At 40.3% G+C, this 13,625-nt stretch carries 8 protein-coding genes; 7 read left to right on the top strand and 1 reads right to left on the bottom strand.

Translation table 11 applies throughout. The features are described from left to right. The 7 genes from AB5170_RS17370 to AB5170_RS17340 all read left to right on the top strand — a co-directional run. Positions 1-1,287: DNA polymerase IV (locus AB5170_RS17370; protein WP_368365117.1), on the top strand; the 1,287-nt coding region annotated here is incomplete at its 5' end. A gap of 7 nt (positions 1,288-1,294) precedes the next feature. Beyond that, the gene (locus tag AB5170_RS17365) at positions 1,295-1,540 is read left to right on the top strand and encodes a hypothetical protein (RefSeq protein ID WP_148462976.1); all 246 of its coding nucleotides are present in this window, start codon (positions 1,295-1,297) and stop codon (positions 1,538-1,540) included. 328 nt (positions 1,541-1,868) lie between these two features. Next, on the top strand, positions 1,869-2,249 hold the full coding sequence (locus AB5170_RS17360; RefSeq protein ID WP_173772898.1) for a DUF4313 domain-containing protein: 381 nt from the start codon (positions 1,869-1,871) through the stop codon (positions 2,247-2,249). 100 nt (positions 2,250-2,349) lie between these two features. After that, entirely contained in the window at positions 2,350-2,607 is a 258-nt protein-coding gene (locus AB5170_RS17355; RefSeq protein WP_226815952.1) for a hypothetical protein, read from the top strand. A 1,051-nt stretch (positions 2,608-3,658) separates the two neighbouring features. Beyond that, positions 3,659-4,261 carry a hypothetical protein gene (locus tag AB5170_RS17350; RefSeq protein WP_173717053.1) on the top strand — a complete coding sequence of 201 codons (603 nt, stop codon included), beginning with the start codon at positions 3,659-3,661 and terminating at the stop codon, positions 4,259-4,261. Continuing rightward, positions 4,261-6,600, top strand: a complete 2,340-nt coding sequence (locus tag AB5170_RS17345) for a leucine-rich repeat protein (RefSeq protein ID WP_173717054.1) — start codon at positions 4,261-4,263, stop codon at positions 6,598-6,600. Before AB5170_RS17350 ends, AB5170_RS17345 begins: the two co-directional genes overlap by 1 nt. 70 nt (positions 6,601-6,670) lie before the next feature. Next, entirely contained in the window at positions 6,671-11,920 is a 5,250-nt protein-coding gene (locus AB5170_RS17340) for an Ig-like domain-containing protein (protein WP_368361904.1), read from the top strand. Between the two features lie 301 nt (positions 11,921-12,221). Here the strand turns inward: AB5170_RS17340 and AB5170_RS17335 are convergent, their stop codons facing one another. Next, positions 12,222-13,535, bottom strand: a complete 1,314-nt coding sequence (locus AB5170_RS17335; protein ID WP_173717056.1) for an RNA-guided endonuclease TnpB family protein — start codon at positions 13,533-13,535, stop codon at positions 12,222-12,224. Positions 13,536-13,625: the final 90 nt, after the last annotated feature.

Here is a 13,625-nt window from a genome sequence, read left to right as displayed (position 1 = left end):
GAGCCGTATGATGGGAAACTATCACGTACGGTTCTTAGGGGAGGGAAGGACAGTAATGCTCTTCTCTTACCCGACTATGCCAGTGTAGAAATGCTATACCATCCGGAATATGCCGGGTGTCCCATGGCTGTAGGCGGGGATCCGGAAGCCAGGCATGGGATTATATTGACCGCCAATTACATTGCAAAGAAAAAGGGGGTAAAGACTGGACAGGCACTCTGGCAGGCAAAAATAGCCTGTTCGGATCTTGTGATTGTTCCACCCCGGATGGATCTGTATCTAAAGTTTTCTTCTATGTTAAGGGAAATCTATGGAGAGTATACGAATCTGGTTGAACCGTATGGATGTGATGAAGCCTGGTTAGACGTTACGGACAGCACAGTTTTAAAAGGGGGCGGAAGGAAAATCGCAGAGGAGATAAGCAGGAGGGTGAAAAGAGAACTGGGAATTACAGTCAGCATTGGGATTTCCTGGAATAAGATTTTTGCCAAGCTTGGAAGTGATTACAAAAAGCCTGATGGGATTACGGCATTTACGAAGGAAAATTACAAAGAACTGCTCTGGAGACTTCCGGCTGCAGATCTTTTGTACGTCGGACGTTCTACCAGAAATACATTAAACCGTTATGGGATTAAAACAATTGGCGAGCTTGCCCTGTCGGATCCTAAATTTCTGGAACGTTTATTGGGAAAAATGGGTCTGGTGCTTTATACTTTTGCAAATGGATGGGATGAGTCGCCAGTATCACCCCAGGGATATGAAGCACCTGTTAAATCTATTGGCAATAGTACCACAACTCCCAGGGACTTGGAAAATAACCTGGATGTGCAGATTGTATTGATGGCGTTAGCGGAAAGTGTTGCAGCCAGGCTTCGAAAACATGGGTTTAAATGCAAGGTGGTATCCATCAGTATCCGGGATAATGGGTTATATTCTTTTTCCCGGCAGAAAAAGTTAGAGCGTCCCACGGATATTACAAATGAGATTATGAAAGCTGCCAACGAGCTCTTTCGAGAACATTATAACTGGCAGCATCCGATCAGAAGCCTGGGCGTTCGTGCAGAAAGTCTGGTATTATCCGATATTCCTATACAGTTTAACTTATTTGTGAGCGAGGAACAACGAGAAAAACAGGAGAAAATGGATCAGGCGGTGGATGACATCCGCAGACGGTTTGGCTATTTCAGTGTGCAAAAAGCTTTTATGTATCAGGATAAAGCTCTTGCAAGTCTGGATGCACAAAGTTCCCACACGGTTCATCCGATAGGGTATTTTAATGGGAGGTAATTGGTAAATGGAAAATGCAAAAGTATATGTGGATGTCCTTGTCAATTTTGACAAAGATGGAACTATGAGCCCGGTGGACTTTATCTGGGAAGATGGGGAAAAATATCATGTGGACCGTATTCTTGCAAGGGAGCGCTGTGCTAGTCGAAAAGCAGGTGGAACCGGAATTTGTTACACCGTAATGGTGAATGGAAAAGAGAGTCATTTATACTATGAATTTGATAAATGGTTTATGGAGAGACGATGCTCCTGATACGTGAAGCTGCAGACTGTCAGAGAAAACGAAAATACAATATATGGAAACATGTAATTGACGCACACTATATATTGTGCTATTCTATAATCGAATTATCGTTTATGCATAGCACTCTATACAGGGAAATTTAGTTCTGGTGCGAATCAGAAGCAATCATTTGAGACAATAGATCTGGAAAATATAGAAAGACATCAAAAACCTGGAATGGATTTTTGGTGTCTTTTTTTGTTGTCAAAAATTCCAGAATCCAGGCAAAGGGAGCAAATACAATGGAAAGGAGTTACTGGATAATTCAAAAAAAATATAAGCATATCGGAGGAAGAACATGGAACAGAAAACTTTGGAATACGAAGGAAGTCTGTGCAAAGAAGAACTCATTTTGAAAGTGGATTCTTATCGTTGCAAAAACAGGCTTTTTATCGCAATGATCAAGAAAAAAGATCAGGAAGAGGAACTGTATGACATTTTAACAGTAAGCTTGCCAGGTGAGAATATAAAAAAAAACGAAGCATTTATCTCAGATTTTGAGTGCAAGTATAAGCTTTCGTTTATCCGAAAATACAAGCTTGGAGAAGTGCTGCAAAGAGTGGAGCATTCTGGATTTTGTGATTATCGGCTGGTGCGTTTTGATTTGGAAAAGCTGGCAGAATATGATCGGGAAGGCGTAAAAAAGTTTCTTGCAGAACAGGAAGGAGGACATGCATAAATGGAAAATGCCGGGAACCGAAAAACTTTAGAACTATAAAGAGGGTGATGGCATAAAAGATGAAGAGTATGCAGGCTATTATTGCCTAGTACTGGCAATTGTGTGCGGGCTGAACGCAGCGGAGGCCTGGAAGATCTATCAATATGGACCGGATCATCCGTTAAGTAAAAAAATCCTGAAGCATAAGATCAGGGATTCCTCCCTGAAAAAGCTGAAGAAAAAAGAGCAGGAAAAAATGATGAAAAAGCTGTTTCTGGAAGGATACAGTAAAAATGCAATTGCAGAAGCGTTTGAATGCTTACCGGAAACCGTAACAGCAAGAATCAAAAGAGCAGAGGAGGATACGAATGGAACATAGAAATATAAATACAGTTGGAACGATATTTAATGACTTTTTAGTTTAGCTTTAAATGATGAAATATTGCTCAAAATTGACAAATCCGCTAGATATATAGGTGGTGAAGTTAATTCTATTATGAAATGTGACGAAAATGGGAATATTGATCCAAATGTGAATGTGCGCGTTGCATTTACGTTCCCGGATGTCTGCGATTAGCAGATTACATCTACGTCCATTTCACAATATATAGTGTCATCTCATGTTATCTTGCACTGATATTGTGTGTTATTTGATACCATTTAGTACTAGATAACACTCAATAACACACGGAACCAACAATTTTTTTGAACACCAAATGTGACAGTTTCAAGGTTAATTTTTGTCCCCTTCATTGATCTTTTGGTACTACTTAGTGATATTTGGTGTCATATAATTATTTTCTTTTCCTGCGCTGCTATCTAATGCCATTTAGTCCCATTTGATATTATTTCATAAATCAGCTTTCAAACACCATCCACCGAATTATAACCGGCCAACGAAAAATGTCTCCTTTACCGATACAATAAAATGTTGATTTCAAAAATTCTTTCTTCGCTATGTCTCAGCAACTTCTCTGATATGAATTTAAGTTTAAAATTGAATAAAATTATTTTGGATAAAGAAAAATATTTTGTTGAAATTTATTGACAAAATTGTGAACAAATGCTATATTGAAAGTAGCAATTACATAACCAGGCGCGGTCGGATTCAAATATGAATCTGTTTAAGGAAATCCAGTGTGACTCTGGAACTAAACCAATGAGTGTTTACCTGTGTGAAGCAAAGATGCTTTGAGTCAGCATATCCAACACGTTGTATAGGCGGAGCTTCCTGCGATCAGGAGGACTCCGCTTTTATTGTCTAAAAGCTGTTTTCTATGATCAAAGCGCTTGCCCGATGATTAAGGGTTTTTGAACATGGAAAATAGTTAGAAAAAGGAAGGAGGGGCCTAAGGCTAAGGCAAACGTAACTCTATTTCTGAAAAAACACGTAGAAGACAATGGATGTCTCAAGAAGGGAGAAATCAAGTATGATGAACAAAATGATTAAAAAACTCAGTGCAGTAGCAATCGCAGCAGCAATGACTCTTAGCACAGGTGTGGCAGCACAGGCGGCAACTTTAAAGGTATATTTTAGAGAGTGGCATCAGGGTACTACTAGCAATACGTATCTTGGAACTGAAGACCTCACTACATTTGGAACTGAACCTGTTCTGGAAGTATCAGGCGTCGAAAGTACGATAACTTATAAACAGGCATTAGAAAAAGCTGCAGCTCAGACAAAGTATAATGGTAAATATTCTTTTGTATGGGATAAGGATCATGCAGAATATTTAAGTGCTATTAAAATTGGAAACGAAACTTGGGGAATTAAGGGCGGAAACACTGAAGAGGAGTACGATGATAACGACCAAATGATCGGTGCTATCTGGGTTGGAAGTGCCTGGAGCTGGTATCCAGGAGATAAACTTACGTTGAAAGATACATCTTCATATCCAAAGACTACCCTTGGTGAAACTTATTTGCCAGTTAAATCTGTAGGAAATGATAAAGAAGTTGTCTCAATGGTGTTAAGCTATGATGAAACAAGATTTGGATGGGGTACAAAAGCAGATAAAACGGGTACAAACTAATGAGAATAAGATATTGTATAATTTCTGCGTTAACAATATCTTTAATTGCTTCTGCGCCGCTTAATGCGAGCGCAGAAGCTTTAAATGATTCATTCTGTAGCGCAGAAGAGATTGATGAAGATATAGATAATGTAAATACATATGATGAAGATCTTAATGATGATTTTATATCTAATGGAAGCGTAGAAGACACAGAAGTGTTTTCGTCTCAAATGGAAGCATATTCTACGGAAGAAGATGATTCTACCACCGACGGATGGACTCCTTTAAAAAAAGAACCTAAAATTTCTTTTAAATATGACAGTGAAACCCAAACACTTTCATTTAAAGCTTCGGAACCATGTGCTTTACCAGATACTGTGTCAAATGGAACTAGAAGTGATTGGTATAAGCTTAATAAGGAAGTTGGAAATGCGTCAACAGTTATAATAGGAGACAACATTACTAAAATTGGAAATTTGAATTTTGATAATAGAAAATCTTCATATCCAAATTTAAAGAATGTTGTTTTAGCTCCATCTGTAAAAATGATTGGGCGTTCTGCCTTTTATGAATTGTCAGCTTTGGAAACAATTAATCTTGAATCAGTTACAAGCATAGATCAAGCATCTTTTGCTGAAAGTGGTTTAAAAGCACTTAATTTTAATCAAAGTGATGTTTCAATTGGTGTAAATGCGTTTGCTGATTGCGAGTCTTTGGAAACTGTTAATGTGAAAGGGCTTACTTATATAGGCGAATCTGCGTTTGAAAGTTGCTCAAAACTAACTTCTTTTACGTGTGATTCTACTATTCCTCAATTAAGTTCAGCTGTTTTTAAAGGCTGTAGTTCATTGAACCAAATTAATCTTAAAGCAGTAAAAATTGAAGACTATGCATTTATAAACTGTGCAGCCTTATCTCATTTTGATTTTTCTGAAACAGAAAATATAGGTGCTTATGCGTTTGCCTATACACCTATAAAAAAAGCTAACTTTACATTGTTAAAAACAATTGGAGAAGATGCGTTCCTTGAATGTTCTAATTTTACGTCCATTTGTTATCATGGTAGTAAAACAGAATGGGATGCAATTGCAAGCGGTTCCAGCTATCCAGAAGAAGCTACAATTCATTATAAAGAAGATTCCGTAGATGCAACGCCAGCAACTTGTACAGAGCCTGGATGGAAAGAAGTAGGAGTATGTGACATATGTGGTCAGCATTATTCTTATCAAAATGATACTGAAAATGTTATTCCAGCATTAGGTCACAGCTATTCTGATGAATATACTGTTGATAAACCAGCGACTTGTACAGAAGAAGGCGAGAAGAGCAAACATTGTGAAAATCCAGGCTGTGAAGAAAGAAATGATGTCCAGAAAATTGATGCTCTTGGACATGATTATGTTGAAACAACAGTAGCACCTACCTGTACTGAAAAAGGAACTCTTACCAAAACCTGTAGTAGATGCAACGATGTTGTTACAGAAGAGATTCCAGCACTTGGACATGATTTCGCCAAAGACTACACTGTAGATCTGAAAGCTACCTGCACAACTGACGGTAAGCAGAGCAAGCATTGCTCCAGATGCGATGAGAAAACAGATGAGCAGAAAATTCCAGCATTTGGACATGATTTTACATCTAAAGTTACCAAAGAAGCTACTTGTACAGCTGATGGCGTGATTACCAAAACCTGCAGCAGATGTGATGTAACTGAAACAGAAGCAATCAAAGCAACTGGACATAAGTTTGGTGACTGGAAAATAGCCGCAGAAGCAACTGTTTTCGCACCAGAGCAGCAGGAGAGAATCTGTGAGACTTGTGGAGAAAAGGAGACAAAGACAGTAGGTACTGCTTTAAAAGCGACTGCTACTGTAAACGCTTCCAGCGTAAAGCTAAAAGTAAAACAGTCCACCTCTGGCTTGAAGATAACAGGTTTTGCAAAAGGTGATTCTGTAAAAACATGGAAATCCACCAATACCAAGATCTTTACCGTAAAAGGAAAAGAAAACGGAACCTGCAAGATTAAAGCAAAAAAGGCTGGTACTGCAAAACTCCAGATCACTCTTGCAAGTGGCCTGAAAAAGACTGTAACTGTGAAGGTACAGAAAACTGCTGTAAAAACCACAAAGGTTACCGTAGCTAATACAAAAGTAACAGTTAAGAAGGGCAAAAAAGTCACCCTGAAACCAGTGGTAACTCCATTTACCTCTAAACAGAAAGTTACTTACACCACTTCCAACAAGAAAATCGTTACTGTTTCTAAGAACGGTGTCGTAACCGGAAAGAAAAAAGGAACAGCAAAGGTCACTGTAAAATCCGGAAATAAATCCGTAAAGGTAACTGTAAAAGTAAAATAAGCACCAATAATGGAGGCTCTTCTTCCGTAAGGAAGAGGGGCCTTTTTTAAAGGGAAGGAGTCTGAAATAAATGAAAAAAATAGGACTATGGAAAAAATTAGCCAGTTGGCTGCTTGTTTTTTTGTTAGTTCTGCAAATTCCGGTAAACGTGTTTGCGGAAGGATGGATCAGCGAAACTGATATTTCTGCAGACAACGATTTTTTAGAAACGGAAAATGCTGCTAATGTTGAAGAGGAAGAAAACACCGATTTTGTTGATGATGAGAAAATAGAAGAAACTGAAAATGATGGTTTTACCGATTCGGAAAACCTGTCAGAAGAGGAGAATACTCTTTTTAATAACGGAACCGATCCGGAAGAATCTAACGAAGAAGCCCAAGAAGTACAGGTTACGGTAAGTGTCAGCAAAGATGGAAAGTTCTTGAATGATAAAGACGGTAATCCGATGGCTGGGCGATCCATTACGCTTACTGGCAAAAGTACATATAATATGGACGATACCTTAAAGCTGGCTCATGATCTTTATTATCCGGGAGGTTCAGAGGTAGGATATGATTACCACGAAGATAAAAATGGGATATATGATGGCATAATATATAAATTGTGGGGATATGACAAGAGCGATGTTCCAAATATTAAGTCTGTATTGAATTATGATACCCGAAACCTGGGTTCTGCTCTCAGTCGTACCGTACAAAACGGTGATGAACTGCATTTTTTTATACAGGCTCGCAGCGGCAAGGATAAGTTTGCGTTTTTCACAGAAAAAGAAGCAACATATACCCAGGGACAGAAAATAACACTAAAGCTGAGGCAGCGTAATGACTATGGTGGAAGTTTTTCAAATTGTGCGGATGCTAGTATTTATATTAACGGTGTCAAACAGGAAGGCTTACTTACAGACTCAGAGGGAAATGTAACACTGCCGGAGTTAGAAGCTGGTCAGAGTTATTTTGTTACTGCTGAAAAATTAATTACTACTGCTGAAGGAACAGAAGTAACAGATATTTCTGCCGCATATACAATTGTTACAGTTGTTTCTGCAAATGAACAGCCGGGAGATTATATCAACAAAATTCATTTGCGTGTAGAAGCAGGAGAAAAAACAAAAGAATTTGAAACGTCTGCTATAGCTGGAGAAAACGATTTATGGATTCCCGCAGAATATAGTAGTGGAAATTTTTTTGCCAGTGTTGATCTTGCTGATAATACACCAGATGGTTCAGTTGTTTATGCTGTCTATCCCAATCCACAAGATGGAAGTATCTGTAGAGTTAAATTATTAGATGGAAATGACACTTTCCTAAAAAACACAACTGTTTTTCAATGCTCTAATGTTACTTCGTCTATAAAGTTTGAAATCCGAAAAAATGGAGCTCTTTTGCAGTCTGTAAATGTTCCTATATATTATAGAGCACATCTAACAGATATAGAATTAAAAGACTTTTGGGGACATGAAGTATCAACTGGTTTAAAGGATACAATAGATGACCAGAGTCTTGAAATAAAAGTACCATGTAACTCAGAATATTTTGACTTGGATGCAAGCACTAATTATGGCAGTATAGAAGAATTATTCTATAATACAAACAAACTCAATATTACCGGAGCAGAAACGGTTTCTATCCCTACAGGTATTCGTTTTTTTCCAGATTGGGAGACTTATAATGAGTGCAAAATATCATTTACATTGGAAAAAAACGAAGAATATCATACATCAAAAGATACAAACTATACGATTATCATAACTCCTGGAGATATAGATTATACTCCAGAAGTAACTTTAGATATTTCTGGAAAATACGGAGATGTTTATAAGAATTCCGAATCTCCTGTTCTGACGGCAAATGCAGATGTACTGAAACCGGAAAAAGGAGTATTAAGTTATCAATGGTATTATGTCGTTTTACCAGATAGGGTTTATGTTCCTGATTATATTAGTTTTGATAAATACGTTAAAATTGATTGTGAGGAAAAAAGCTATAAAGTTCCCACGGATTCCGCTTTCTCTACAAGATATTACTGTTGCATTGTCAATTATGAGATTGATGGAAAAACATATTCTTCAAAAAGTAAATTTACAGAAATTGCAGTAGTATCAAATGAACTTGAAATTCCAAAGATAGAAACTCAGCCGCAGCCTATTTCCTGGATTAAGGGGAAACCTTTAACAGAAACGCTGGAAGTTGGCTTAAAAACAGTAGTAGATCAAGGAAATGCACAGTATCAATGGTATAAAAATACTGAAAGCAATAATGAAAGCGGATTCGCTATTGCTGGAGCAACCCAAAGTTCCTATAAACCGCCAGTTTCTGAAATTGGAACTACATACTATTATTGTCAGATTTGGTATAAGCGTAACGATTTGTTTTATGAACAAGGGAAAAATGCAGAATCGAATACTTTAACCAGTGAAAAAATAGTTTCTGATCCAGTTGCTGTTACTGTTACGGAAGAACCGCTGCCATGGGAAGGAAACGGATCAGAAGAATCCCCATACATTATTAAATCAGCTTCTGATCTGGAAGCATTGCGTGAAAAAGTAAATAAAGACGGATTTGCTTTTTCAGATGCTTATTTCAAAATGGATGCGGATATTACTCTTCCAGATGGATGGAAACCAATCGGAGCCACTAAGGATGGTAGGGTAAACCTGCAGAAAGGTGCAAACTTAAATGCTTTTAGCGGTATTTTTGATGGAGCCGGTCACACAATTACAGTTCCAGAAGGCGGACTTCCGCTGTTTGGATATGTCAGAAATACCAGAATCCGCAACCTGAACATCTATGGAAAAAAGATTGCTGGTTACGGACTGGTTAATAATTTTGAAGGTGTCGGTCTTTCTGGTAGTGCAGTTGAGATTGATAATGTAACTTTAAAGAGTGGCTCCAGCACCTTAAAGTCCGGACTTCTGGGAGCCAATAAGACTGTAAATGGTTATGCCGGTTGTTCTGCTGCATTTGTAGCAACCATTACAAACTGTACTATTGAAAAAGGAGTTGTCGTTGGATATGACAAAAAACAGAGCCAGATTGGTGCCATCGCAGGGCGTATGCAGGGAACTATCAAGAACTGTGTGAGTTATGCAGATGTTTATGGAACAGATTATGTAGGTGGTATCATTGGAACCCGTGATAATGCTATGGGAACCTGTGAAGTCATCGGATCTGAATTCTATGGTACAGTAACTGCTTCTGGGCAGCATGCCGGAGGTATTGTTGGTGGCGGATATGATAGCTCTTCAGCTCCAAATGGAACAAAGGTTACTATTAATAACTGTGTATCTGAAGGAACTGTTACAGGTGCAGATAAGGTTGGCGGCATTTTAGGTGGAGATACCTATGTGGCACAGACTTGGGATAACTGTCAGTATTCCCTTAGAAATAATTCCTTCACAGGAAAAGTCCAGGCTACTGGTGAAAATGCTTCCTATATAGGTGGAATCATTGGTTTCTATGACAGTCTGAACCGGATCGATGCGATTTCGAATAATTATTATTCAAAGGATTGCGGAGCTACAAGTGGTATTGGATTCGTAAAATATATTGATACCAGTAACACTTCCCATGAGACATCAAGCGGATCTACCTATTTTAATACAGAAAATGGTACTACAGACTGCCCGGAGATAACCGGCTGTGGCTGGAAAACAGGCTTTAACCGTACTGACGATCCTCTCGGGACAGATATGGATAAACTGTTTTCTACAGAAGGTCTGCGGATTACAGTAGATTCCCTGGAGATTAGCGGCGATTACCGTACTGCATTTGATATTGGGGAAGACCTTGATTTTACAGGAATGCAGGTAAAAGCCCTTATCAGTGATGGTACCGAACAGGAGGTCCCGTGGACAGATCTTACCATTGAGGGATATAACAAAAATCAGCGTGGAGAGCAGACCTTAAAGCTTTCTTATAAAGAAGCTTTTACCCAGCTGACCGTAACTGTACTGAAGAAGGATGCCGGAACGATCACCGTCAGCCTTACCCTTCTTGGAGACAGCGTACATAACAGTGATACAGACGGAACCTGCCATACCTTATATAATGATAACCTGGAAACCTGGATCAAAAAGACAGATTACAAGATGGATGGAAATGCAAATGTGCTTGCAGTATTAAAGACTGCTTTTGCAGAAAATAACATGACCTATCGTTCTGCAAAAGAAGAGAATTATATTGCCGGAATTACACGGGCAGGAGAACCGGAACTTGCTGAATTTACAAACGGGGATTATAGCGGCTGGATGTACACTTTAAATGGTTTCCATTCTGATCTTGGCGTAAAAGAGCAGTATCTGGAAGATGGAGACGAGATCGTTTTCCATTATACAGATGACTACCGGAAGGAACACGAACATGAGTGGTCGGAAAGCTGGTCTTATGACTCAGAATCCCATTGGCATGAATGTGTGTCCAGATATGGAACCTGTGATATTACCGATAATACCAAAAAAGGCGGCTATCAGAAGCATATCTTCGGAGATGGTAAGGTAATAACTGCAGCTACCTGTAAAGCAGAGGGAAAGAAGGAATTTACCTGTCTGGTGTGCGGCTATACAAAAACAGAAGTTATTCCACAAACCAGCCAGCATTCCTATGATACTGGAACCGTCACCAAGCAGGCCACCTATACTGCAGCCGGGGAAAAGGTTTATACCTGTACTGTATGCGGAGCAACTAAGGCGGAAGTGATCCCGATGCTTACACACGATCATAACTTTACCTGGACAGTCATTTCCCAGGCTACCGTATTTGCTCCAGAGAAACAGGAAGGTATCTGCACTATCTGCGGTGCTAAAAAGACACGGGATAACGGAAACAAGCTGACAGCAACCATAAAGTTAAATGCAACGTCCATTAAGCTTCAGAAAAAACAAAGCACTACGAAAGTAAAGGTTACCGGTCTGGCAAATGGTGATTCCGTGAAATCCTGGATTTCCAGCAATAAAAAGATCGTGACCGTTGATAAAAGTGGAAAGATCAAAGCTGGTAAGAAGACTGGAAATGCAAAGATTACTGTAACATTAAAAAGTGGCAAGAAAGCCATCTTAAAGGTAAAAGTACAAAGTACAAAAGTAAAGACTACGAAGATAACGGGTTTAAAAACCAATTTCACCTTGAAGAAGGGCAAGAGCCTTACTTTAAAACCAGTTGTTGCTCCAATTACTTCCCAGGAGAAAGTTACCTACACCACTTCTAATAAGAAGATCGCAACCGTTACGAAAAACGGTGTGGTGAAAGCAAAGAAAAAAGGTAAAGTTACAATTACGGTAAAATCTGGGAAAGTTACAAAAAAAGTAAAAATAACTGTGAAGTAACCACGACTAAAGTCGCGGGCTTCTGATGGAAAGGAATAGTACTTATGGACAGGATCTCCTATTCCTTTTCCATCTTCCTGCTTCATCTGCCGGAGCCTCCCTTTTGGAGAGGTCTTATCCGGCTCTCGGAAGGGAGCCTTCTCCGTTCCGTCCATGGTATCCAGGGTGCAGGCTTTTGTGGACTTTACCCACGGCTCCTCCGCTTCCACGGAGTACCGGTGCTCTGTTACTGGTTACGTGCTGGTATACGGGTTATTTCCTTACGGATACATGATCTTTGGTTATGTCTCTGCGGTTGCGGTTACATGGTTACTTTTACGTCCATCTCTTTCAGGAGGCGGATGCCTTCCTTTAAGATCATCTGCTGTGCGTTGCCGTCCCGGTCATGGCAACTGCCGCATTCCGGACAGGTCCATTCCCGGACGGTGAGGTTCCTGACATCTATATTCTTATAACCGCAGCAGCTGCAGGTCTGGCTGCTCGGGAACCATCTGGAGACCTGCAGGAACCGACCCCCGGTACGTTCCAGTTTATACTTCACTTTCTGAAAGAACCCATACCATCCAACGGAAGCGACTGCTTTTGACAGGTGCCGGTTCTTCATCATGCCTTTGATGTTCAGGTCTTCACAGACGAACACCCTGCAGCTGTCTGCGATACACCGGGACAGCTTATGCTGGAAGTCCTTCCTCTGGTCAGCAGTCTTACGCTGTTCCTTTGTGACTTTCTTTTTAGCCTTATACCAGTTCTTTGACCCGGTATGGGTCTTACGGTCATACTGTTTCCTGGATAAGGCTTTCTGGAACCGGCGCAGGCGCCTTTCGTGTATCTTGATCCATCTGGGGTTCCGGATCTTCAGGAAACCTTCCTTATCCCCAAGGACTGCAAAGTCCTTAAGCCCCATGTCAGCGGACAGGATATCAGATACGGAGACTTCTTCTACCGGATGGATCTGGTCGATGACAGTCTCCATCCCAAGGGAGACTTCGTAGTTGTCACCCTGCCGGTTAATGGTCGCTTTCTTTATGGAAGTCCCGGACGGGCACAAACCTGAAAACGTCTTCCCAGCCGGGAGTACGATACGGACCTTTCCGACTTTCGGGAGTTTGATGCATGGCAGCCCGTCCTTATCCAGGGCAAGGGAAAGGTTGTTGTTTGTATGTTTGGTGGTATACCGGTTGCCGTTCGGCTTGAACCGGGATGCCTTCTTTGGAAACCCGGATCTTCCGGAAAAGAAGTTCCGGTAAGCAGAGTCTACGCTTTGAAGGGCTGCTTCCAGGGCGAATTTGTCTGACCTTCGGAGAAACGGGTTTTCTTCCTTCAGTTTTGGAAGGTATTCTTTTTTAAATGTTTCAACTCCAAGGGAGAGTTTCTTTTCCTGATACAAACGGATCCGCTCTTCCAGATAGCGGTTGCGAACAAACCGGGCATTCCCGATCTGCTGGTTCAGGTCCTGTGCCTGTTCCGGCGTCGGGAGCAGACGCAACACCTGTCCGTAATTGAGTACCTGTTTGCCGAACGGTTCCAGGGCTTTATTCTTCTGTATGGTGATGTCGTTTGCCCGTCCGTGGAACCGGAAAGTCCCATCCGGGAGCTGTTCTGCTGTGATTGCCATGCCGTACCTCCTGAGAGTTTTCTTACCTTTAATATGTTATTTTTCAGAAGGAATGGCTGGTTTTTATAAGAAATCTTACTGGAAAAATGG

It is taken from the genome of Ruminococcus sp. RTP21484sp1_RTP21281st1_A8_RTP21281_210402, assembly GCF_040914025.1.
GTDB lineage: Bacteria > Bacillota > Clostridia > Lachnospirales > Lachnospiraceae > Blautia_A > Blautia_A faecis.
This window is presented reverse-complemented; position numbering and strand designations above follow the sequence as displayed.

Excerpts from the sequence above, each read along its gene's own strand:
- AB5170_RS17350 (WP_173717053.1), top strand. The coding sequence starts at position 3,659 with ATGATGAACAAAATGATTAAAAAACTCAGTGCAGTAGCAATCGCAGCA.
- AB5170_RS17335 (WP_173717056.1), bottom strand. The coding sequence starts at position 13,535 with ATGGCAATCACAGCAGAACAGCTCCCGGATGGGACTTTCCGGTTCCAC.
- AB5170_RS17365 (WP_148462976.1), top strand. The coding sequence starts at position 1,295 with ATGGAAAATGCAAAAGTATATGTGGATGTCCTTGTCAATTTTGACAAA.
- AB5170_RS17345 (WP_173717054.1), top strand. The coding sequence starts at position 4,261 with ATGAGAATAAGATATTGTATAATTTCTGCGTTAACAATATCTTTAATT.
- AB5170_RS17340 (WP_368361904.1), top strand. The coding sequence starts at position 6,671 with ATGAAAAAAATAGGACTATGGAAAAAATTAGCCAGTTGGCTGCTTGTT.
- AB5170_RS17360 (WP_173772898.1), top strand. The coding sequence starts at position 1,869 with ATGGAACAGAAAACTTTGGAATACGAAGGAAGTCTGTGCAAAGAAGAA.